We start from the raw sequence: 22990 nt of genomic DNA, 5'->3' as shown, positions 1-22990 counted from the left end.
CGCGCTAGGCGGCCACTATGCTCACCGTACTGCCTTGATCTGAAGGTGTCACATCTATTCGCTGTGACATCTGCTCTTTTAATTCACTGACGTGCGAAATAATACCAATAGTGCGGCCGCTCTTACGTAAGTCGACTAGTGTTTGGATGGCTAAATCGAGCGATTCCATATCGAGCGATCCGAATCCTTCATCTATAAACAATGTCTCAAGCTTTATGCCACCAGAATAACTTTGCACCACATCTGAAAGCCCCAATGCGAGCGACAAAGCCGCCATAAAAGACTCGCCACCTGAAAGAGTATTCGCTGGGCGGCGCGCTCCTGAATAGGCGTCTTCTATTTCAAGCTCTAACCCCGATGTTTTATTGCCCTTACTGCGATCTAGCTTACGGGTTAGCCTGTACCGCCCTTTGCTCATTAACAATAATCGTTGACTGGCCTCGGCAAGCACATCATCTAATAACACCCCTAATACGTAACGCTGTAAGCTCACTCGGTTGCCTGTTTGCCCACTAGCAACATCGGCTAAGGTGCCCACAACTTTATATTGGGCTTCTATAGCATCTACTTCGCTTTGAATGGCCTTGAGTTTATCAGCGACGCGTTTGAGAGACTCATATTGATTCGCCAACTGATTATACAATTCACTGGCTTTATCATAAGCTTGCTTTTGCTCGTCAACTTGATGTTTGAATTGCTCTACATTGGCCTCTGGCGATTCTTTTAATTCTGTTTCAATATAGCTGAGCTGGGCTTTGGTATCGGCCACTTTGGCTTTATGTTGGTCAACTATATTCTGCTGTTGCTGAATTTTTTGTTCACTCCAACAAAACTCTTCAAACTGTGCTTCGCTGGCAAATCCACTGCTTTGGATTGCTTGCTGCCATGCTAAACGCTCTTTTTCTGCGAGCTTAGTTAATTCGCTTAATCGGTTAGTTATATCGGACAACAAAGATTGTTGTGCCGACAACTGTTGAGCAATTTCCTGCTGTTGCTCAGTGGCTTGCTGATGCTGCTGCGCTATGGAGTCTATTTCTTCTTGCAGATGGTCTATTTTTTGGTCAACCGCTTTGGCTTGTCTATATTCGGCTGGAATTTCACTTTCTTTTTCTTGAATTCTGGCGGCTAGCGTAGAGCACTCAACCTTGTTTTGATCGCGAGTGGCCGTTAGCTCTGTAATTTGCTGTGAGAATTGCTCAACTTTTTGACTGAGCGCTTGTTGTTGTTTTTCCAGTTCAATTTGATTTTTTTCCAACTGTTCTAATTCTTTTAACGCAGCTTTACAACGTTGCCACTGCGCTCTAAACCATTCGATAGACTCCCCACTTTGTTCTCCGAGCTCCTGATTTAATTCATTGATTCGATTGATGAGTTCACCACGCTGAAACTCAAGTGTCGTTATTTGAGCCTGCAAATCGCTGACTTGTTTTTGGCTGCTATTCAAAACACTCCGCGCAGAATCGACCTGTTCTTTGCTCGCATAGTCATCGGCACCCTGATTAGCAGGGTTAGGATGTTCTAGACTGCCACACACCATACAGGGTTCACCCATATTCAATTGCCTTGCCAGTTCTGCCGCTTGACCTTGATGCCAACTAAGCTCAGCCTGTTGAAGCGCTATTAGGAGCTGTTTCTGTTGTTGGTCTTTCAGGGCAAAACTCTCTTTGCTTTTGCTAATAGTTTCATCAAGCGAAACTATATTTTGTGCCGCCTCCTCTACTTTGGCTTTTATACGCCCTAGGTATTCGAAACGGTTAAACTCAACTTCTAATGCTGGCTTCTCGAACAGTTTCTTCGTGTTGTCGTTTAAAGCTGTGGCGTTGGCTTTAATTGATGCTTCTGTTTGCGTTAGTTTAGCTTGCACGCTGAACATAGATTGTTCAAAGTTTGCCGACTTTTCTTCAAGCTGTTTAAGCTGAGTTTTATTTTCAATGAGCCCAGCTAACAACTGCTTCTTGCGTTGCCATTCTTTAAGGTTGTGTTTCTTATCGTCTATGCTTTTCCATAAAGGCTCTAACGCTTTTAATTGTTCTAAATTATTTTCGCGCTGAGCTTTGAGCTTCTCAACCTTTTGCTGAATATTTTCTTGTTGCGCCGTTTCTTGCTTTAAACGCACGACTGAGTGCTGCATTTGAACCTGCATTGGTTTAATTTTATTTGCACGTTCTACTAACTCCAGCGACTTTATCTGGGTATCTATTGTCACCTGATCTTTTTCGAGAGTCTGGAGCGTTGCTGCTAAGCTTGCTTTCTTTTGAATTTTTTTCTCTATTTCTTGCGCGACTTGAAACTCTTGTTCAGCTTTCTTAAGTTTGTTTTGTGTGCTCGCAAGGTTACTCTTTGCTTGTTTAAACTCTGGCTCTACCGCTAGAAGCTGCTCATTTAGAGCACTGCTATCATCAAGGTTAACCGAATCTAATAAACCAAAAACCTTGTCATTCAGTGCCTTTCGGTTATTTCGTAAATCAGCCGACTTTAGTTTCAGCCGTTCTTCTATTTGTTTAAATATATGGGTCTGAAACAGCTGGCTGAAAATCGTTTCACGTTGGTCTGAATCGGCTAATAGAAGTTTGCGAAACTGACCTTGAGGTAACACCATGACTTGCCGGAACTGTTCACTCGATAGCCCTGTTAAGTCACTGACCCATTCATTAACTTCTTTCACCCCTTTCAGCGGCAAAAGCTCTACGTTTTGATCGCTTTCGCTAAATGAAACCGATTCAAAGCTACTGGCATTTTTGTACCGATACACTAAAGCCGTTGGTCCCTTTACGGTAGTACCCGTACCTTTTTTCTTGGTTAATTCTTGAGCTGGCGTTCTGATCACTCGATAGGCATGTTCGGATAATATAAAATCGAAGGTAACTTCCGTAGGTAAATCGAGTGGGGCTAAATCGCAACGCATCGCAGCGGGTTCGCGTTCTTTGCCGGTACTTTCACCGTACAACGCAAAGCAAATGGCATCTAATAGCGTGCTTTTGCCTGCGCCAGTTGGGCCATTAATTAAAAATAACGGGTTCTCCCCTAATGCTGTAAAGTTCACTACTTGGCGATCAGCAAACGGTCCAAACGCTTGAATCGCTATGGAAATCGGCTTCATGACAGTTCCTTCTGCGAGTGCAAGTCATCTATCAAACCCGTTAACAGGTTTCGTTGGGCTTTTGTCAATGGCTCATCTAAGGTGGCCTGGTAGAAATCTTCAAACAATTCAATTTCTGAGCGCTGAAGCTGAGATTTAGAAAGCTGCTTGGTTTCTTCTAGTGTCACAAGTCCTGTTTTCTCTAGATGAAGGATATTCGGATAAATTGAACGCAGCTTGCCTATGGCATCGATTATCGATTCTTTGTCGGTAATGCGTATAAGCAGATAATCTTCTTTGCGCTCATCGTTGAATCCTTCCTTCAAAAGGTCATCGAACTTACCTTCTAAAATACGTAAGTCTCGTACTGGAGATAAAGGTAGGTGTTCTACATGCAAAGGTTCAGTCTTGCTGAGCGTTATTAGGTTTACGCCTTTGTTTTGATGAATCTCAGAAAAGCTGTACTTCATTAACGAGCCAGAATAACGAATCGTTTCTTTGCCTCGATATTGCGGTGTGTGTAAGTGCCCTAAGGCAACGTAATCAAAAGCTACCATTGGTCGCCAGCTAACGGTATCGGCTCCACCGATTGACAAGGGTCGCTCAGAATCGCTTTCTTCACCACCGCCTACAAAACAATGACTCATTAGCAGATTCGTTTCATGGGGGTTCATTGTTTTGGTGATTTTTTCAACTAAGAAGCTGTGTGCTTCATCAAATGTTTTTACCTCGCATTCGAATGTATTTCGCACATGCTCTGGCTGGCAGTATGGTATACCGTAAACATTTAAAGTTTGATCATTTTTGTGAATTTGTATAGGTGTTTCAATGGCAGAAAGGTCGGTAAGGATGTGCAGCCCTGAAGACTTTAACAAGTCAGCGCCAAATCCCAACCTTTCTGGCCCATCGTGGTTTCCGCTGATGATCACGACCGGTATTTTAAGTTCTAAGCAAATATGGCTAAGTGTTCGGTGCAAAAGCACAACGGCATCGGCTGGAGGTACCGAACGGTCGTATATATCACCAGCGATCAGTACTGCATCAATAGACTCACGGACAAGAATGTCAATGAGCTGATCCAAACACTCTTGTTGCTCGACGAGTAAATTATGGTTATGGAATTGTCGACCAATATGCCAATCGGATGTGTGCAGTATGCGCATGTCATTCTTTGCCTAAACTTTGAATCAGGCATTGTACCGAAGTTATTTGAAAAGGTCAGTGATGCTAGCTTTCCAGTTTATTCGCCCACTCCAAAAGCTCGGCATCAAAGCTTTTACCGTGATCTTGCAAAAACGATAAAAATCGTTTGGGGGTTTTGGTCACTATGTTATCGGGGTTAAAACCCACCTTTTCTATAATAGCTTCCGCTTGATCAAACTTGCCCACGTCATAGCTGATATGAGCATCACTGCTGACACTGATCTTCCAATCATGGTTGGCGACAGTTTCAAGAAGCCTTTTACATATAGGCTCGGAACCCTTCCTCGAAAGCAAAAATGAACTGTTGTTGATTTCCAATAGAACATTATTGTCTTTAGCCGCTCGAACAACTTCATCTTGGTTGATCGGGTAATTGGGGTTGCCTGGGTGGCCTATTATCTGAACTACACCACTTTTTATGGCTCTTATCATCGCAGCGGTATTGTCTTTTATACTGCCCGGCGTAAAAACGGGCTCATGAAAACTCGCAATAGCGAAATCTAGAAATGGCAGCATGCCATCGGGCAGATCGACATAACGATGCCCCGAGCCTTGAAAGGGTTGAGATAAAATATTGGCCTCTATCCCTCGAAGAATACCAATATTATCGACTAATCGCGGCCAAACCTTCATGTTTCCAAAATGCCACATGTGGGGAGAGTCGGGCATTTCTGGGCCATGATCGGTAATGGATAAAAGCGACAGCCCTACGTCTTTAGCGCTGGCAATATAATCATGCAAAGTGCTGTAGGCGTGAGTACTGGCTACCGTGTGTGAGTGCGTGTCGCAAGCGATGAAATTAATGACAAATACTCCTCTGATGTAAGGATCGTGTTATTAAACACAGCTTTTGCTGGATCAAGAAATATGATGCGGCTGACTTTCCAACTGTACTACCTTCCAACCAATAAGCACTATAAAGCCCAAATACCGATGTTCACCGGTTGAGGTGAATTCAAACTGAAAGGTGCGCTTGAGCTGCACCGAACCGGTAGCCCCTCGGGCAAGCCACAACCGTTTAATGATGAGTGATTCGTCTAACAACTGAATATTGTTTTCATCGCAATACTTTTTTACCTGACGTAACGCAAATGATTTAACACCCTGGCCTTGCCACCAAACAGCCACAACGGTTATTAAAATACTCAACCATAAAATATCGGTAATTGTGATCAAAAAACAACCTTAGTGTTCATTCGCGTAAATCAGCAATGCGACCTACACTTGTCGTATTGCACCTTTTTAAATTTTTGATTCAGTTTAATGTTTCTGTGCCGATATGATAACTGGGCATTCACCCAATAGCCAACCTTCACTCGCAGTAACTTTGGAGTAATTATACATGTTGCAATCGTTAAATATGAAACACTGGTCCGTTCGCTGGCGTACTCAATTTATGGTGCTGTTTCAGGTAGGGCTTACCCTGCTTGGTTTTGCCGCACTGCTTTCAGGGTTAAGTTACATTTCAGATTTAATGGATAACCAAAAAACGATTGTCGACCAACAGCAAGTTACCCTATCTGAACAAAATCAACGCTTCCAAGAGCAACGAGTAGAATTAACCAACCAGCAAAATGCCATTAAAACCCAACAGGCCGCGCTTGACCTTCAAAGCGCCGTGTTGCAAGTCTATCAAGTATACCCGAAATTCCTATTTTGGCGCTTAGCCTCGACGTCATCGCTTTCCAATGATGATATTAAAAATGGTGATGCCGCTGAAAAAGAACTTATTGAGGCCGTAAAAGTAATTCAAGAAGTGGATGAAGAGCTGGGTGAATCTATTGATTTATTTTTACTCGATTTAAGCGATTTCAATGACAGCGTGACCAGAGCCATTGAAGCGTTTAGGAATGAGGAGAATAGATACGGGCGCAGCATTGTTTCTGCAAGCCAAAACCAGGTCATTACGATGACATCGGTATTGGAGGTGTCTATTTACATTGCCAATGAAGTTGTAGAAGAAGCACAGGCCGTGGTCAATGAGAGTTTAGGTGCTTTAGAAACCTCTGTCGCGGCTGTTGAGCAATCTGGCCGTGACATTGCCGACTCTGTGAATCAAGTGGTACAAAGCAATAGAGATACCGTTGCAGAAGTTCAGTCTCGGGAAAGCCAAGTAATGATTATTCTGCTGGTTATTACTGTTTTATCGATTTTGGTTGGGGTATTACTGAGCCGCTCGATTATCAACCCGCTTAATCAATTGCGTGGTAAAATTGAAGCCATTAGCCAACACGCCGATTTAACCATAGTGATGGACGAAAGCCGTCGTGACGACATAGGCATAATATCTCACAGCATCAATAGCATGCTAGAGAGTTTCCGCGACATGGTCGATAGTGTTCGTACAAGCGCCAGTTCCATTGCCTCCGAAACCGACACGCAAACGCACAATAATCAAGAAGTGCGAGATGCCTTAGCCAATCTCAATGTTGAAGTAGATTCCGTTGCTACCGCCATTAACGAGATGACGGCATCTGTCAGCGGTATTAATAGCATCACCTCAAGTGCCGCAAGTGCCGCTAGTGAAGGGAACGCACTGTGTGAGTCCAGTGAACAACAAGTTCAACACAGCAGCGAACAAGTTATGGCTTTAAATGATCAACTCACACAGGCCAGCCGCCGATTGTCTGAGTTAGCCACTAAAACGGAACAAATTTACAGTGTTGTGGATGCAATTCAGGGCATTTCTGAACAGACCAATTTATTGGCTTTGAACGCCGCGATTGAAGCGGCCCGTGCTGGTGAACAAGGTCGCGGTTTTGCCGTAGTGGCCGATGAAGTGAGAACACTGGCGCAACGCACCGACCAAAGTACGGCTGAAATTAAGGTCATGGTTGAGGAGTTCACAAAAGAAGTTCAAACCACTGTCGAGGCCGTCAATAATGCCAGTAGCTCTGCTGAAGCTGCGAGATCGTTTTCAGATTCTGCACGTTCATCTATCGATAGCTTGCACCATTCTATGGTTGATATTCAGCAAATGAACGAACAAATATCTCAATCCACTCAAGAACAAACAGATGCAACCAGTGCAATTGATGCATCGGTTTCAAAAATTTCCATGTTATTAGTCGATATTGCTGATAAGGCCAACTTGACGGCTGAGGCGATGGTTCGCTTAAATCAATCTACCTTGGCTTTAGAAGACCAATCGCAACAATTTAAATCTTAATGGGTTTTTCAGGCTGAATTAAACGCATAAAAAAAGGCATTGAATACAATATTCAATGCCTTCCAATTTTAGCTTGGCAATAGCTTAAAGCGCAGCAATTACCTTAGCTTTAATATCATCTACGCTACCAACTCCTTCAATATAAACATATTTAGGCGCTGATTCAGGGCTTTCTTGTGCCCATTTGCTGTAATAATCGACTAGTGGTTTCGTTTGCTCATGGTATATCTCTAAGCGCTTCTTAACCGTTTCTTCTTTATCATCTTCACGCTGAACAAGTGCTTCACCGGTTTCGTCATCCACACCGTCTTTAGCAGGCGGATTATGCTTTACATGATATACACGGCCAGATGCAGGGTGCACTCGACGACCGCTTAAACGAGCAATAATTTCAGCGTCTGCAACATCGAAGTTAATGACGGCATCGATATCGATACCCTGCGTTTTTAAAGCATCGGCTTGAGGAATCGTACGTGGGAAGCCATCGAACAAGCAACCATTTGCGCAGTCGGCATCTTTGATTCGCTCTTTGATCAGGCCGATGATGATATCGTCAGATACCAAGCCGCCTTGATCCATAATTTCTTTAGCTTGAACGCCTAAAGGTGTACCCGCTTTCACCGCAGCACGCAGCATGTCGCCTGTTGAAATTTGTGGAATATCATACTTTTCACAAATAAACTGAGCTTGTGTACCCTTACCGGCACCCGGTGCTCCGAGCAAAATAATACGCATCAATCACGTACTCCTATAATCACTAATGTTTAGTGTACAAAAAACGCCCTAATTATAGGATGTACACTGACTATAAATTTCGATCCGCTACTCTACCCTTGGATATAGCGATATACAACCATCAATTGGTGAATAGCTGGCTATAACTACAGCATATTTTAGTCGTAGCTAGCCTGTATTACGCATTCCCGCTGATATGCCCGCCATAGTTACCTTTAAAGCTTGCTCTAACTCTGGGCTAAGGTTTGTGGCGTTTCTATCCCGCTTAAGTAGTTCGGCCTGTAAATAATTTAAAGGCGCAGTGTAGGGGCTTCTTACGTCGATCGACTGCTTTAACAGTGGATCCGACTCTAATATGGAAGACTGCCCTTTAATGCTGTTTAGGATTGATTCACAGCGCTTTAAGTCGGCTCTTAATACTTCTCCAAGGCTGCGATTTTCTTCACTCACCAATTGTTGCTCGTAATAGGCCGCTATTGCGGTATCGGCTTTACCAATGACCATTTCTAATAAATCTAGATAGCTGGTAAAAAATGGCCACTGCTCAACCATCTCCTTAAGAACGGCTGGGTGTTCTTTCGACGCGAACTCTAAAGCTTGCGGTGCGCCCAGCCAAGCCGGAAGGTTTAAGCGAACCTGCATCCAAGCAAATACCCATGGAATGGCTCGCAGGCTTTCGATGCCACCGGAAGCTTTGCGCTTCGCAGGCCGACTTCCGAGTGCTAGCTTTCCTAACTCTTGTTCGGGTGTGAGCGATCTAAAATATGGAACAAATCGCTCGTCTTCACGCACGACGGCGCGGTAGCGCTGCAAACTTTCAGATGACATTTGTTCTATTAGCTCACGCCACTCTGGCTTTGGCGCTGCATGAGGGTCTAGTGTTGCTCTTAACGTTGCAGCAACGTAGACCGCCAGCGACCGAATAGCTACTCTCGGTAGGCCGAACTTATAACGAATCATTTCACCTTGTTCGGTCACCCGAATGCGACCAGGAACAGAGCCTGGAGGCTGCGATGCCATGGCCTTTTCAACCGGGCCACCGCCTCGACCGATGGTGCCACCTCGCCCGTGGAAAAGCATAAGCGTGACGTCATTATCTTGTGCCAACTGAACCAATGTTTCTTGGGCTTTATATTGAGCCCACGTTGCAGTTATTTTTCCGGCGTCTTTGGCAGAATCGGAATAACCAATCATGACGGTTTGTTGTTGGTTTATATAATGCCGATACCACTGGTTTTGCCAAAGCTGCGACATAACTTTAGGCGCTCGGTCTAGATCATCGAGCGTTTCGAAAAGCGGAACTATTGGTACATTCCATTCAACACCGCACTCTCGGAGCAACAGCGCAACAGCCAATACATCGGAGGGCTGTTTTGCCATCGAAATTATGTAGTGAGACAGTGTCTCTTTGGGTTGGCGAGCAATTTCAAAACAAGTATCTAGTACCTCACGGGTATCCGCCGAAGGTTGCCACTTACGTGGAACCAGCGGGCGCTTACTGTCGAGTTGCTGCACTAAAAAGGTTTGTTTTTCAGGCTCACTCCATTGTGCATAAGACCCTAAACCGATGTATTGAGTAATTTCGTCTATCGCAAGTAAATGGCGTTCGCTGTCTTGGCGAACATCCAACGGTACCAAACTTATACCAAAACAATGCACTCGCCTTATGGTGTCTAATAGCTCGCCATTAGCGATGCGTTCCAGCCCTACTGCACATAGAGATTCATAACAGGCCATGAGAGGCGCTAATAGCTCTTGCTTAGTGCTTAAGGGGCGCACTGTAGTAACAATTTCGCCGGCTAATGTCTGCTCGGCCCAGTCTCGAGTGCTTTGCAGATTATCTTGCAATCGCTTCATGCAAGTACGGTAAGGCGTTTTAGCTTGCTCACCCCAATGTTCATTGAAGTGCTCGCTGGCCACTTCCATACTCAAACGAGCTCGCAGCTCAGTTATATCGCGTAGGTATAAATCGGCGGCCATCCATCGCCCTAAAAGAATTACCTCACGAGTCACTGAGTGCGTTACGTTAGGGTTGCCATCGCGATCCCCACCCATCCAAGAGAAAAAATGGAAAGGGCAATGATCAATGCCTATGCTCTCACCCGTTGCTCGAAGGGTAATAGCATCCAATTCACGCAGAAAATCGGGTACGGCACTCCATAAAGAGTTTTCAATCACCGCAAACCCCCACTTCGCTTCATCTACTGCGGTGGGGCGTTCGTCTCGAACCTCATTGGTATGCCAAATTTCGTCAATGGTGCGCTTTAATTGACTGTTTAATTGATCTTTTTCGTAATTAAAAAGATCATTTCGGTTGCGCTCACGCAGTACCTTAGAAATACGTTCATATTTTCGTATAAGCGTACGGCGGGTAACTTCGGTTGGATGAGCAGTGAGAACTAGCTCTATATCGAGCGCTTTTAGCGCTTCAACAATGGAGGCTTTTGATTGTTTTGAAGTTAAATTATTGATTGTTTCTTCTAAAACATCGCTTCGAACGGCTTCTGAAGAAGAAAAATACTGCTGCTCGGCAATATTGGCCAGGTTAAGAAACTGATTAAACGACCGAACTATGGGCAAAATCTCCTCGTCTTTTAATTCAGACAACACTTTGATTAATCCACTTGCATCCCCAGATTCTTCCGTGAGCTCCTTGCCTTTTTGCCGAATCTCTTCGACCTTTTGATAAATATCATCACCATTATAGGCTTGTAGAGTATTGCCTAGCAGCTCACCCAGTAAACGAACATTTTCTCGCAGAGATTCTGGTATTACAGTCATTCAATCGCCCTTTTAGAATTCACTGAACATAGTTGTACCACAGCCTAGAAGCGGTAGAAACTATAATATTTGCAGGAGATTGTTGCGAAGTTTGATTTATTTTGGGCAAAAAAAAGCTCCACAACCAAAACAGTGTGGAGCCAAGCAATTTAATGCAAGAGAGTCAAAATCGGGCGCTATGATAGTCTTTTTCGGAGAGGTGTAAACATCACTCCTCTAGAAACTCTATTTCGCAAAACCGACATATTTGTAAACATTAAATTACGTTAATTACTTTCTTGAGGCGCTCCTTCAAAGTAGTTGCCGTCGAAAATGTCCTCCAAACTTGGCTCTACAAGATCTTTTTGACCGTCCATAGTTTGAATCCGTAGCTCCCATATACCATTTAAGCGGCTTTCCCGTAGCGCGTCGGTATTGTTTGATACTATGGTTGGACGCAAAATAATGAGCAAGTTTGTTTTTTCTTTCTTCGTTGATTTTGATTTAAACAACACACCTAATATCGGTATTTTACCCAAAATAGGAACACGGCTTTCAGATTCGGTTACACGATCAGAAATTAAACCTCCTAATACAATGGTTGAGCCATCATTAACAAGCACTTCGGTTTGCACCTGCCGTTTATTGGTTACAACATCTACCGCACCAAAACTGTTATCTTCATTCACCGACTCAACCGTTTGATCTACCTCTAAACGAATGGCACCATTTTGCTGTATGTGAGGCACCACCGAGAGTGTGGTACCCACATCTTGCCGGTTTATTGAAAATGGACTATCCGCCGATTCGCCACCGGTTTTAAACGGCACCGAACTACCTACAGTGATAAAGGCTTCACTGTTATCAAGGGTCATAACACTGGGTGTTGACAGCAAGTTGGTATTACTTTGCGACTCTATTGCTTGAATGATCGCACCAAACGAAGCTGGGTCTCCAAATGGATCCGCAATGCCTACAAACGCCCCCGAAGGTATGTTTGTGACCGCTCCTACCCCCCCAGTTGCGACACTGCCAGCTACCTGACCTAATGTTGCGCCCGCCTCTGAAAACGAAGACGAAATAAAGGGCACGCCGTCGTCCGCTAGCTCTGGGTTTGTCGCCCACTGAACGCCCAATGCGTCAGAATTGTTTCCTGTAATCTCAACAATCGCAGCTTCAATTAATACCTGTTCGCGCGGAATATCCAACTGTGAAATTAATTGCTCTAATTCAACTAACTCTGACGGTTCAGCTCGAACAATCAAGGCATTTTGTTCTTCATCGGCCAAGATCGATACAGGCTGAGAAGGTGGCGCATCTGGACTGCTGCCCGTTGCCGAAGCCGCTGAAACACCTTTGAGAATTTCAGCCATTTTTTTTGCATCGGCATTATTTAAAAAGATTACTTTGAAAGAGGCGTTGTCTTGTGCGGGAGTATCAAGTTTTTTAATCAGCTCGACAATTTGTGCCCTCGCTTCGGTTTCACCTTTAACTATTATTCGATTGCTGCGCTCATCCCCCACAAGCTGCACTTCTCGTGAAGAAGTGGCTCTGCCTTGTGCTCCACCGGCCACGGCTGACGGGGAAATGCGTTCTAATAAGGTGATCATACCGCCCACCCATGCATGCTCTAGATTGACAACTTCAATCTCTTCGCTTCCAGCTTTATCCAGCAGCTTAACTATCTCAGCCATTCGCTCAATATTGGTGGCTCGGTCGGCTACTATTAAAACATTAGCAGAAGGCACTCCGGCCAAATGACCATAGTTTGCCACCATTGGGCGCAAAATTGGAACCAATTCCATGGCAGAAGCATTTTGAATTGGGAACACTCGCGTAATGATTTTTTCGCCGGTTTCCCCCTCTTGTGTTACTACTTCTATTCCTGCCGATTTAATATCAGCTTGGCCGATAATTTTAATCACATCACCAGTATCGACAGCAGAAAAGCCATACACTTCTAATGTCGCCAGGAATACTTCGTAAATTTGGTCTTCTGTCATCTGTTTTTCAGAGATAACCGTTACTTTGCCACGAACTCGCGGATCAATAATGAAGACTTTTCCTGTCACCTTTGCAACAAGATCAATCACCTCTTTTATTTCAGCATCTTGCATACTGAGGGTAAATTTGGCGTCATCTGCACTGTAGGCAAACACCGCTGCGCTTATCATTAAAAGCGCAATCACATGACGAAGTTGATTCAACACATTCATCCGTTGTTTCCTTAATTAAAAAGTCGGTATCGACTGGTAAATGGTAAAAGAACGAGAACCACGACGAATTTGAATTTTCAATTCACCGCCAGTCTGTAAAAATTGATTCAGAAGCACTTGATCGTTTTGGATGTTGCCAACAGGTGAATCGTTCACCGCGGTTACAATATCGCCTGGGCGCAAGCCAACCATTTGCAACTGTCTGGCTTGCCGAGTGACTTGGTATCCACCTTCGGTTGGCTGTAAACCCATTTCATTAATGAACGCTTCTGGGTCGGTATTTGCACGCTGAGCCACATAAGCCACCATTCCTTGAACTTGGCTTTGCAAATCGCCACCTGTTGCTACCGCTTGATTCGCTTGCTGTAAAGCTTCTTGAAAACTATCGGCCGTTCCGCTGCTTTTCGCAATAGACGAAACAGGTTGCAGTAAGCCCTCGGAAGCTATTTGCTCGTAGCGAAGGGTTTCTAAGCGCCCGTTTCGATCTAGAATTACTCTATCGGCAAAAACCTTAGTCAGTTTCGCCTGCCCAAAAATATCTTCTTCGACGCTGAACACTTCGCCAGAACCATTGCGCTGGCCTATAATCGCAAACCCTTTACCATCGCCTTGAGCCATCACGGCGTGCAAAGTTAGGTCTAAACTCGTTTCAGGTGCGTCTAGTTCTTCTACCTCTGTGGTCTCTTCGATAACAACTTCGCCGAAAAACTCTCTACTGGCGGCTTGATCCCCTATTTCCGCCCAATTAACACCACTTGAATTATCATTAGCGTTCACTGCGGGCAGCACTCTAGGGGCGGATATTTGAATATTTGGCTCTAGTAAAAGCCACGTGATTTGGGCAGACCATACAGCACTCAGTACAACTAAAAGCGCAATGACATATCGCTGTAACTTTAGCCAAATTGAGAGCGCTTGATTGAGGATATCCATTAAAACACCTGCTGAGAGACATCAAAGAGCGATCGCCCACCGGCAGGCAGAGGAATATCCATCACTTCAGCCAAGGTACGCTTAACCGATAATGTGGCTAGGCCAGATCGCTCTAAATTTACTTCAATAAAAGTTTGTTGATCGGTACTGTTTATTTGCAACTGCCATTGCTTTTCATTACTGCTAAGTTCGCCAAGCATGGTCGGTACTTCGTAGGTTTCTATCGATCGTCCAACCGGAATACGAATAGGCCCACCCGAATAGGTCAGTTGGCCCGAAGCTTCTCCGAGCTCATATTTCCATGAACTTTCGGCAGCGATGCCATCTAGTTGTAAACGACCTTGCAACGTTACCCGATGAGGCTGTAAAAATGGCTGCACCGCTTGCTCATCAACATAACCGGTAACATCACTGGCTCTTATACCAAACACCGAAGGGGCAACTAGCGCTTTCACATCAAAATATCGCCCAGTAGTTTCAATCTGCATAGGCAAAGCCAAACGGAACAAATGCAACGGCTTTGCTTGCCATTGCACGTTGATGTCACCTAACTGCTTATGCTTAACAAACGCCTTTCCTTGCCAAATACTGCCATCGACCTGATTGACCGTTAAACCAACAGAAGCCAACATAGGCGAAATAGAAGGGATGACCCATCGGACAGGAAACAAAGCCGCCAGCGCAATAATATAAGCAACAACGAAAAGTAGAATATATTTAAAATTAAGGTATTTCATGAACCGACGGTAAGCGCCTAATATTAATTGTTATTAGCATCAGTCTAACCGACCGCTTTTCTGTAAACAAACGTTTTACATGCCGCATACGTGGGCATTTGAGCTTAAAAGTACAAACTTGATTTTATATTGGAATGGTGTTCGCTTAAAAATATGGCATAAAAAAACCCGCAAACTTTACGTTTGCGGGTTATGTCTGTCTAGGAAGACAATGTCAGCGACTTTTCGCTTACATCATGCCGCCCATACCACCCATGCCGCCCATATCAGGCATAGCTGGTGCGCCTGCACCGTCAGATGGCTTATCAGCAATCATGGCTTCTGTCGTGATCATTAAGCCAGCAACCGATGCCGCAGCTTGTAGCGCTGTACGCGTTACTTTAGTTGGGTCGATAATACCTGCTTCAATCATGTCTAGGTACTCGCCTGTTGCTGCGTTGTAACCAAAGTTACCAGAACCTTTTTTCACTTCGTTCAATACAACAGAAGCTTCTTCACCGGCGTTACGAACGATTTGACGAAGCGGCGCTTCCATTGCACGTAGCGCTAGAGCGATACCTACGTTTTGGTCTTCGTTGTCGCCCGTTAGGTTTCCAATGTTGCTTAATGCACGAACCAAAGCAACACCACCACCGGCTACAACACCTTCTTCAACCGCTGCGCGAGTAGCATGAAGCGCGTCGTCTACACGAGCTTTCTTCTCTTTCATTTCAACTTCAGTAGCAGCACCTACTTTAAGTACAGCTACCCCGCCTGCTAATTTAGCAACACGCTCTTGAAGTTTTTCTTTGTCGTACTCAGAAGTAGATTGCTCGATTTCTGAACGGATCTGATCAACACGTGCTTGAATGTCAGCTTCTTCTCCAGCACCATCAACAACAACGGTCACTTCTTTAGTAGAAGTAACACGCTTAGCAGAACCAAGGTGCTCAAGAGTGGTTGTTTCTAGGCTTAGGCCGATTTCTTCAGAAATAACCGTACCACCCGTTAAGATAGCTAAGTCTTGTAGCATCGCTTTACGACGATCGCCAAAACCAGGCGCTTTAGCACCGGCAACTTTAACCGTACCGCGCATATTGTTCACAACCAAAGTAGCTAAGGCTTCGCCTTCGATGTCTTCAGCAATGATGAACAATGGACGACCCGACTTAGAAACAGCTTCTAAAATTGGAATCAAATCACGAATGTTTGAGATTTTTTTGTCGACCAACAAGATGTATGGGTTTTCTTGCTCTGCCGTCATAGTGTCTTGGTTTGTTACGAAGTATGGAGATAGGTAACCGCGATCAAACTGCATACCTTCAACCACTTCTAACTCATCGACAAAACCACTGCCTTCTTCAACAGTAATCACGCCTTCTTTGCCTACTCGCTCCATAGCGTCGGCAATTAACTTACCAATGGTGGCATCTGAGTTTGCAGAAATAGTACCTACTTGAGCAACAGATTTTGCATCGGTGCATGGGATAGAAAGCTTAGCTAACTCTTCCACGACTGCCGCAGCTGCTTTATCGATGCCGCGTTTAAGATCCATTGGGTTCATGCCCGCAGCAACAGACTTTAAGCCTTCGTTTACGAATGCTTGAGCAAGAACAGTAGCCGTTGTGGTTCCGTCACCTGCTTCATCGTTTGCTTTAGAGGCAACTTCTTTAACCATCTGTGCGCCCATGTTCTCGAACTTATCTTCAAGTTCGATCTCTTTCGCTACAGACACACCATCTTTGGTCACAACCGGTGCACCAAAAGATTTATCTAGAACAACATTACGTCCTTTAGGGCCTAATGTTACTTTTACAGCGTCAGCCAATAGGTTAACGCCATTTTGCATTTTATCTCGAGCCGATAGGCCAAATTGTACTTCTTTAGCAGCCATAATAACTTACCTTTAAAAAATCAATTGGATGAATGAATGACTTATTCGATAACACCGAAAATATCGTTTTCGTTCATGATCAATAGCTCTTCGCCATCAACCTTTACAGCATTGCCAGAATATTGGCCAAAAACTACTGTATCGCCGACTTTAACGTCTAACGCGCGAACGTCGCCATTATCTAGAACTCGACCATTACCTACTGCCAATACTTCGCCTTGAGAAGGCTTTTCTTTAGCAGAACCTGGCAAAAGGATACCGCCCGCAGTTTGTTGCTCTTCTTCCTTGCGACGTACCACGACGCGATCATGCAAAGGACGAATATTCATCTATAGATCTCCTAAATTACAATGTTGGGAGTGTTATTGTTAAAAGTAATACTCTAAATATGAGTGTTACATCAGATGCAAACGATAAATGGGGGTATGGGTTATCATTTCAACGCCTGCGGTTAAAATTTTTTATAAATTATGAAAAAAACTTCCCGAAGCGGCGATAATTGATTGTTTTTTGATCAAATCGTGTAGGTAATTTCTCAAATAGACTCACTAGCCTATTAAATGCGACCATAAGATTGTGACATTCGCTCGATCAATTTATACTCATTCAACGATTCTACTCTTATAGCGGGCAAAGGATATGCAAGCATTAACAGCGTCAATCATGATCGTTGATGATACTAAATTTAGCAGCGCAGTAGTTAAGAAGTATCTCGACGCAACCGGTTTCACCGACATTCGTATTGCCGATAACGCAATCGATGCCATTTCTATGTTAAAAGAACGTAATGCCGATATTTTATTGGCCGACTGGCTTATGCCTGGCATGGATGGGCTTGCCCTTACCCAGCTAGTACGCGAGCTTAATCGCCGTAAAAACGAATTCACCTACATTATGTTACTGACAGCCAAAGAAGAAACGACTGATTTAAAAGAAGCGTTTGCCAGCGGCGTCGATGATTTTATTGGTAAAACATCACTTAAAAATCAGCTTTTACCTAGAATTTATGCCGCTCAACGTATTTCGCAGGTGCAAAACAGCCTGCTGCAACGCGAGCGTAAAATTAAAGAACAATATAAAAAGTTATCGATACTCAATAGAACAGACCCAACAACCGGCGTCGGAAACTTAAAGTTCCTAGAACATCAGCTTTCTCGCTATTTAAAGCAGCACAAAGGTCGTTCCGGGCATTTAGGGTTACTTTTATGCCGTATCGATAACTTTGAGTCGATTCGAAAGCTTAAAGACCGTAAAGATTCAAACCATCTACTAAAACTGATTGGTAAACGCCTACAAGATGTGGCTAGACCCCTAGATGATGTCGCCCGTATTAATGAATCTACCTTTGCAATTGCGCTATATGGTCATGAGCCTTCGTTTATTACCCAAGCACTCGTTCGTAGAGTACAGGACAGCCTTTTTGTGAAGGCTTATCCGGTTGGTGGCGATTTTCATCACCTAAAAGGCACCCTACAATACGATATTGTTGATTCATCTACAGCGACACCGGCCGATGCCAGCAGCTTTTTAGCGCAAGCTCTCGATAGATTGAACAATCTCGTTGAAGGCCATTCGGTATTTTTCTGGGAAGATGACGAAATATCGTACGCCTAACTATTGCACGAGCGTAAATTTCGGTACGATGCTCTGATATTATTTGTCATTGCATCGTTATGAAACAAACCATTCACAGTTTAATTGTTGGGCCTGGCGCCATTGGCAGCCTATTGTGCGCGCATATTCAAGCCCACTCGACGGTTTGGGTCCACCCTCATAAACCTGCGATGTCTTTGGCCAATGAAGTCTTATCAAAAGAGTCCGTTCCGCTAAATTGGCAACTGTTAGACAACCCCCAACAACCCATTGACCTGATCTGGGTGTGCAGTAAAGCTAACCATAGCGAGCAAACTGCCTCCAAACTTTTAACCTTACACAACAATGCGCAGGCTATTTTGCTACATAACGGTTTAGGTCCTCAGCAAGCCTTGAACAAGAAATTTCCGGGCCGAATCATTTACGGCATGACAACCAACGCAGCGTTTAAAGCGTCGAATGGTTTGTTCCAGCAGACAGCTTTTGGTCAAACGTTTTTAGGGTATCCACATCAGGTTGCGCCTCAATCAGCAGCTTGGCTAGAAACCATTACCTCTTGGCCCGGTAACCTTTCGTTTTACAAAGTAGCCAATATCGAATCTGCGCTTTGGAAAAAGCTCGCGATAAATGCCATCGTCAATCCGTTAACCGCCTTTTACCAAATTAAAAATGGCGAATTATTAAAAAGTCAATACCAATCTACTATCAACAAAATGTGTAAGGAAATTGAGCAAGTCGCTCTAAAAGAGAGGCAAAGCTTACCGACTCCTTTGATAAACACTGTGAATGAAGTCATAGAGCTGACGGCTCAAAACTATTCTTCAATGAACCGTGATTTCCACTACAAACGGACCACCGAACTTGAATTTATACTAGGCTTTTTACTTAACCGAGCCCAGAAGCACGCTATAGAAATACCAACAATAGAGTATTGGTACCAAAAAATAGACGCACTGCAAATGCAGTGCTCGGAGGACTAACATGCGCCCTATTCGCTCGCTAAGCCACAAGTTAATGATTAGCTATGTCATAGTGATTCTATTGGTTTCGACGATAACAGCGCTCATTCACACCAACCAATGGATGTCACCTACCGCTCAGGTGACCTTGCAATGGGTCATGATTATTTGTGTGATATTTGGGTTGCATTATTATTTTCGTTGGTTGGTTTTAAAACCCATTCGACACCTCATTGCCGTGACAAAAGAGCTCACGCAAACCACTGGCTCACCGGTACGAGCGAAACGCACACAAGATGACGAACTGGGTGATTTAGTTAATGCACTGAATGATTTAATCGATGGCATACAAAGCCGAAAAGAAATAATTATTGCTGAACGAGACCGTTCGGCTTTAGCCCACCAGCAAGCCAATGCCTACGCTGCAGAAATGAGATCCAGCAATCGAAAACTGGAACTCGAAGTGCAAGTTAGAAAACGTATCGAAACCAAACTAACTGAGTTTCAACAATTTTTAAACAGCATCATTAATTCCATGCCCTCAGCCATAATCGCCATCGACCAATCGTTGATCGTGACCCAATGGAACGTTGAGGCTACTCACTTAACGGCAACTTCTAGCAGTGATGCAAAGGGCGAACATTTAGTCGCAGCCTTTCCCTATATGGAAAGCCACATCGATTGGTTGCAAGAATCTATTGTCACTAAACGGACCAAAACGCTGCGCAATGTGGAGTATGTGAAAAACCATAAAACTTATTTGCTCGACATTGTCGTTTACCCACTTCAGCAATCAAACAGCAACGATGCGGTAATACGCATTGATGACGTGACGGAGAAGTTCCGCATGGAAGAAATCATGATCCACAGCGACAAGGTGATGTCTTTAGGTGGAATGGCATCGGGTATGGCTCATGAAATTAACAATCCGCTTTCGGCGATCGTACAAAACGCTCAAAATATTGCCCGACGCATTGACCCAAATTTGGAGGCCAATCAAAAACAAGCCAAAGAAAATGATCTCGACTTAAATCGAATGCATGAGTATCTGAAAAAGCGAAAAGTCACCGCTTTTTTAAATAACATTACGGAGTCGGGTGTACGTGCGTCTAAACTTGTCACTAATATGCTTCAGTTTAGCCGTAGCAATGATGTTAGCCTGTCTCCTTGTATGATCATCGACATTCTCGAGAATGCTATAAACATCGCCCTTACCGATGACAAGCTATATAGCATTAAAGGCAATTTTGAAATGAACATAGATCAAGATTTCTTAGCGCCTGAAGTTTGGGTTTCGGGTGTTTTCACTGAACTTGAACAAGTTATTTTAAATCTCATCAAAAATGCCTCTCACGCCATTGCCGAGCGCAAACAAACCTTAAATGATATTGATGAAGGGGTTATTAATATTCATCAAAGCATCGAGAACGACTACTGCTTGATAAGCATTAGCGATAATGGCATCGGCATGACGCCCAATACCCGGAAAAAGGTATTTGAACCCTTCTTTACCACCAAAGAAGTGGGCGTGGGTACCGGTTTAGGCTTATCGGTGTGTTATTTCATCATCAGTACTCACCATTCTGGACAGTTAAGCGTTGAGTCAGAATTTGGGTTAGGCAGTGTTTTTGAGATTCGCCTACCCATTTGCCATGAACGACCTGAAAAAAATACGGAATTGGGTGCTTGATCACAGGTTTTTATTAAACCAAACCTAACCTTGGCCGATAACTTCGAAGTACCGAGTCAATCAATGAGATATTTATCATGGCCACCATCATTTTAGGTAAAAACCTGCTCAGCACCGAAGAATTGATCGAGTTTGCATTTAGCGATTTAAATACGCAAAACCAAGCGCTCGATGAACTCACCCAATCTGCTCAAGACGCGGCAATACATTCATCTTTATTGCTGATTCGCATGATGCGGGCTGAGCGAATTTTCATCGACCCCGCGGCTGAAACCCGTAACCGCACCCTTTGAAAAGTGTGTAATAACTTCTAGACACCTGTCCGCCTGAACAGGATATTGCTTTGCGAATGACAAGCAGGGTAATTTACGGTAGCCTTCCCGCAAAAAATAACTCCTAACAAAGGCTCAACCATGGCAATGAAAACGTCTCTTTATCAGGCGCACCTTGATGCTGGTGCAAAAATGGTCGATTTTGGTGGCTGGGACATGCCCATCAACTATGGCTCACAAATTAAAGAGCATGAAGCGGTACGCGAAGACGCTGGAATCTTCGATGTTTCTCACATGACCATTGTTGATGTTACCGGTGACGAGGCTAAGGCGTTTTTACAGAAGCTGCTCGCAAATGATGTCGCGAAGCTCAAATCCGAAGGCAAAGCTTTATATACCGGAATGCTAAACGAAGAAGGCGGTGTCATTGATGATCTTATCGTTTACAGCATTAAAGACGGCTTTCGTACAGTAGTCAACTGTGCCACTCGTGAGAAAGACCTCGCCTGGATGAACAAAGAAATCGTTAATTTTGAAGCGGCACTGACCGAGCGTGATGATTTATCGATGATCGCAGTTCAAGGCCCCAAAGCGATTGAAAAAACGTTAAGCGTGTTACCAGCCGACGCCGCTTCTACTGTCGAATCGCTCACGCCATTCCAAGGTTTACCTCATAACAATTGGTTCTTTGCACGCACAGGCTACACCGGTGAAGACGGTTTAGAAATTATGGTGCCACATGAACATATTGTCTCGTTTTGGCAAGATTTACTGAAAGCAGGTGTTAAGCCCACCGGTTTAGGCGCTCGTGATACTTTGCGCTTAGAAGCTGGCATGAACTTATATGGCAACGACATGGATGAGACAAAGCATCCTTTAGAATCGGCTATGGGTTGGACCATTGCTTGGGAACCGAACGATCGCTCGTTTAATGGCCGCAAAGCACTTGAGATCATTAAAGAAAAGGGTCAATACGGGAAACTGGCTGGGTTAGTTTTAGAGGGGCGCGGTGTTATGCGCTCACATCAAGCTATTCATGCAACAGAAGACGGCCCTGCCGTGGGAGAAATCACCAGCGGCACATTCTCTCCGTCTTTATCTCAATCTATCGCGATGGCGCGTATTCCTAAAGACTTAAAAGATTCCTGTTTTGTGGAAATGCGCGGTAAAATGGTTCCAGTACGTATTGTCGCCTTGCCATTTGTTCGCAACGGTAAAAAACAATTTGATTAATATTTGTCATATTTAAGAAGGAATACAACATGAGCAATATCCCTGCAGATTTAAAATATGCCGCTTCCCACGAATGGCTTCGTGAAGATGGCGATGATGTATTTACGTTAGGCATTTCAGATTTCGCTCAAGAGAAACTAGGCGATGTAGTGTTTGTTGAGTTGCCTGAGGAAGGTGCTGAAGTGACAGCTGGCGATCCTATCGCTGTTGTTGAATCTGTAAAAGCTGCTTCAGATATTTATACGCCTGTGACTGGCACAGTTGTCGCGGTAAACAGCAGCTTAGAAGACACTCCTGAACAGGTAAACGAAGACGCTTATGAAAACGGCTGGTTTTTCAAAATCAAAATAACCGATCCAGAAGAGCTTAATGAGCTAATGGATGCCGAGTCTTACGCGGATCAGTGCGCAGACAACGAATAATCCGTTTCTGAAGGCGACACCGAGCCTATTAAAAGGCTCTAGTCGCCCCATTAACGAAACCGACCATAGAATACCGCAGGAATCCTTTTCCTCGCCTAAATAGACCAATTGAGATA

The 22990-nt window shown here is 44.2% G+C and carries 19 protein-coding genes; 8 read left to right on the top strand and 11 right to left on the bottom strand.

The genetic code is table 11. The features are described from left to right. Positions 1-4 precede the first annotated feature (4 nt). From QWZ13_RS09445 to QWZ13_RS09430, 4 genes are all read right to left on the bottom strand, one after another. Entirely contained in the window at positions 5-3100 is a 3096-nt protein-coding gene (locus QWZ13_RS09445; RefSeq protein WP_290281555.1) for an AAA family ATPase, read from the bottom strand. Continuing rightward, positions 3097-4242: an exonuclease SbcCD subunit D gene (locus QWZ13_RS09440; RefSeq protein WP_290281554.1), complete on the bottom strand. Its 1146-nt coding sequence runs from the start codon at positions 4240-4242 to the stop codon at positions 3097-3099. Before QWZ13_RS09440 ends, QWZ13_RS09445 begins: the two co-directional genes overlap by 4 nt. Positions 4243-4306: 64 nt before the next feature. Further along, positions 4307-5077: a phosphatase gene (locus QWZ13_RS09435; protein WP_290283326.1), complete on the bottom strand. Its 771-nt coding sequence runs from the start codon at positions 5075-5077 to the stop codon at positions 4307-4309. Between the two features lie 63 nt (positions 5078-5140). Beyond that, a complete protein-coding gene (locus QWZ13_RS09430) occupies positions 5141-5458 on the bottom strand; it encodes a DUF3301 domain-containing protein (protein WP_215999251.1) in 318 nt (105 codons plus the stop codon). Positions 5459-5624: 166 nt separating this feature from the next. Between QWZ13_RS09430 and QWZ13_RS09425 the strand changes: the two genes are divergently transcribed. Then, positions 5625-7451: a methyl-accepting chemotaxis protein gene (locus QWZ13_RS09425; protein ID WP_290281553.1), complete on the top strand. Its 1827-nt coding sequence runs from the start codon at positions 5625-5627 to the stop codon at positions 7449-7451. Positions 7452-7535: 84 nt separating this feature from the next. Here the strand turns inward: QWZ13_RS09425 and adk are convergent, their stop codons facing one another. From adk to groES, 7 genes are all read right to left on the bottom strand, one after another. Then, positions 7536-8186, bottom strand: coding sequence for an adenylate kinase (gene adk, locus QWZ13_RS09420; RefSeq protein ID WP_290283325.1), 651 nt, complete (start codon positions 8184-8186; stop codon positions 7536-7538). Between the two features lie 168 nt (positions 8187-8354). Then, positions 8355-10967 carry a phosphoenolpyruvate carboxylase gene (gene ppc, locus QWZ13_RS09415; protein ID WP_290281551.1) on the bottom strand — a complete coding sequence of 871 codons (2613 nt, stop codon included), beginning with the start codon at positions 10965-10967 and terminating at the stop codon, positions 8355-8357. Between the two features lie 266 nt (positions 10968-11233). Continuing rightward, entirely contained in the window at positions 11234-13162 is a 1929-nt protein-coding gene (gene gspD, locus QWZ13_RS09410; protein ID WP_290281550.1) for a type II secretion system secretin GspD, read from the bottom strand. A 15-nt stretch (positions 13163-13177) separates the two neighbouring features. Further along, complete coding sequence (locus tag QWZ13_RS09405) at positions 13178-14095, bottom strand: type II secretion system protein N (RefSeq protein ID WP_290281549.1); 918 nt, start codon at positions 14093-14095, stop codon at positions 13178-13180. Further along, the gene (gene gspN, locus QWZ13_RS09400; protein WP_290281548.1) at positions 14095-14832 is read right to left on the bottom strand and encodes a type II secretion system protein N; all 738 of its coding nucleotides are present in this window, start codon (positions 14830-14832) and stop codon (positions 14095-14097) included. The genes QWZ13_RS09405 and gspN overlap by 1 nt, the downstream gene beginning before the upstream one ends. A gap of 229 nt (positions 14833-15061) precedes the next feature. Beyond that, positions 15062-16705 (bottom strand): chaperonin GroEL, encoded by a 1644-nt coding sequence (gene groL / locus QWZ13_RS09395; protein WP_290281547.1) that lies wholly within the window; start codon positions 16703-16705, stop codon positions 15062-15064. Positions 16706-16746: 41 nt separating this feature from the next. Next, positions 16747-17034 carry a co-chaperone GroES gene (groES, locus tag QWZ13_RS09390; RefSeq protein WP_215999244.1) on the bottom strand — a complete coding sequence of 96 codons (288 nt, stop codon included), beginning with the start codon at positions 17032-17034 and terminating at the stop codon, positions 16747-16749. Positions 17035-17344: 310 nt separating this feature from the next. Between groES and QWZ13_RS09385 the strand changes: the two genes are divergently transcribed. The 7 genes from QWZ13_RS09385 (at position 17345) to QWZ13_RS09355 (ending at position 22977) form a co-directional block, all read left to right on the top strand. Then, positions 17345-18319 carry a GGDEF domain-containing response regulator gene (locus QWZ13_RS09385; RefSeq protein WP_290281546.1) on the top strand — a complete coding sequence of 325 codons (975 nt, stop codon included), beginning with the start codon at positions 17345-17347 and terminating at the stop codon, positions 18317-18319. A 59-nt stretch (positions 18320-18378) separates the two neighbouring features. Continuing rightward, positions 18379-19278 carry a ketopantoate reductase family protein gene (locus QWZ13_RS09380; protein WP_290281545.1) on the top strand — a complete coding sequence of 300 codons (900 nt, stop codon included), beginning with the start codon at positions 18379-18381 and terminating at the stop codon, positions 19276-19278. Between the two features lies 1 nt (position 19279). Then, complete coding sequence (locus tag QWZ13_RS09375; RefSeq protein WP_215999241.1) at positions 19280-20947, top strand: ATP-binding protein; 1668 nt, start codon at positions 19280-19282, stop codon at positions 20945-20947. Between the two features lie 77 nt (positions 20948-21024). Next, positions 21025-21240, top strand: a complete 216-nt coding sequence (locus tag QWZ13_RS09370) for a hypothetical protein (RefSeq protein WP_215999240.1) — start codon at positions 21025-21027, stop codon at positions 21238-21240. A 120-nt stretch (positions 21241-21360) separates the two neighbouring features. Next, complete coding sequence (gcvT, locus tag QWZ13_RS09365) at positions 21361-22452, top strand: glycine cleavage system aminomethyltransferase GcvT (protein WP_290281544.1); 1092 nt, start codon at positions 21361-21363, stop codon at positions 22450-22452. 29 nt (positions 22453-22481) lie between these two features. After that, positions 22482-22874: a glycine cleavage system protein GcvH gene (gene gcvH, locus QWZ13_RS09360; RefSeq protein WP_215999238.1), complete on the top strand. Its 393-nt coding sequence runs from the start codon at positions 22482-22484 to the stop codon at positions 22872-22874. Then, entirely contained in the window at positions 22834-22977 is a 144-nt protein-coding gene (locus tag QWZ13_RS09355) for a hypothetical protein (protein ID WP_290281543.1), read from the top strand. Before gcvH ends, QWZ13_RS09355 begins: the two co-directional genes overlap by 41 nt. Positions 22978-22990 lie beyond the last annotated feature (13 nt).

The sequence above is a fragment of the Reinekea marina genome, from assembly GCF_030409715.1.
GTDB lineage: Bacteria > Pseudomonadota > Gammaproteobacteria > Pseudomonadales > Natronospirillaceae > Reinekea > Reinekea marina.
The sequence above is the reverse complement of the archived record's forward strand: the minus strand, read 5'-3'. Positions and strand labels throughout refer to the sequence as shown.

What these genes read in the sequence shown, in the direction of transcription:
- QWZ13_RS09405 (WP_290281549.1), bottom strand. Translation starts at nt 14,095, where the DNA reads ATGGATATCCTCAATCAAGCGCTCTCAATTTGGCTAAAGTTACAGCGA.
- ppc (WP_290281551.1), bottom strand. Translation starts at nt 10,967, where the DNA reads ATGACTGTAATACCAGAATCTCTGCGAGAAAATGTTCGTTTACTGGGT.
- QWZ13_RS09440 (WP_290281554.1), bottom strand. Translation starts at nt 4,242, where the DNA reads ATGCGCATACTGCACACATCCGATTGGCATATTGGTCGACAATTCCAT.
- gcvT (WP_290281544.1), top strand. Translation starts at nt 21,361, where the DNA reads ATGGCAATGAAAACGTCTCTTTATCAGGCGCACCTTGATGCTGGTGCA.
- QWZ13_RS09445 (WP_290281555.1), bottom strand. Translation starts at nt 3,100, where the DNA reads ATGAAGCCGATTTCCATAGCGATTCAAGCGTTTGGACCGTTTGCTGAT.
- QWZ13_RS09425 (WP_290281553.1), top strand. Translation starts at nt 5,625, where the DNA reads ATGTTGCAATCGTTAAATATGAAACACTGGTCCGTTCGCTGGCGTACT.
- adk (WP_290283325.1), bottom strand. Translation starts at nt 8,186, where the DNA reads ATGCGTATTATTTTGCTCGGAGCACCGGGTGCCGGTAAGGGTACACAA.
- QWZ13_RS09380 (WP_290281545.1), top strand. Translation starts at nt 18,379, where the DNA reads ATGAAACAAACCATTCACAGTTTAATTGTTGGGCCTGGCGCCATTGGC.
- QWZ13_RS09375 (WP_215999241.1), top strand. Translation starts at nt 19,280, where the DNA reads ATGCGCCCTATTCGCTCGCTAAGCCACAAGTTAATGATTAGCTATGTC.
- gcvH (WP_215999238.1), top strand. Translation starts at nt 22,482, where the DNA reads ATGAGCAATATCCCTGCAGATTTAAAATATGCCGCTTCCCACGAATGG.
- gspN (WP_290281548.1), bottom strand. Translation starts at nt 14,832, where the DNA reads ATGAAATACCTTAATTTTAAATATATTCTACTTTTCGTTGTTGCTTAT.
- QWZ13_RS09385 (WP_290281546.1), top strand. Translation starts at nt 17,345, where the DNA reads ATGCAAGCATTAACAGCGTCAATCATGATCGTTGATGATACTAAATTT.
- gspD (WP_290281550.1), bottom strand. Translation starts at nt 13,162, where the DNA reads ATGAATGTGTTGAATCAACTTCGTCATGTGATTGCGCTTTTAATGATA.
- groL (WP_290281547.1), bottom strand. Translation starts at nt 16,705, where the DNA reads ATGGCTGCTAAAGAAGTACAATTTGGCCTATCGGCTCGAGATAAAATG.
- groES (WP_215999244.1), bottom strand. Translation starts at nt 17,034, where the DNA reads ATGAATATTCGTCCTTTGCATGATCGCGTCGTGGTACGTCGCAAGGAA.
- QWZ13_RS09370 (WP_215999240.1), top strand. Translation starts at nt 21,025, where the DNA reads ATGGCCACCATCATTTTAGGTAAAAACCTGCTCAGCACCGAAGAATTG.
- QWZ13_RS09355 (WP_290281543.1), top strand. Translation starts at nt 22,834, where the DNA reads ATGCCGAGTCTTACGCGGATCAGTGCGCAGACAACGAATAATCCGTTT.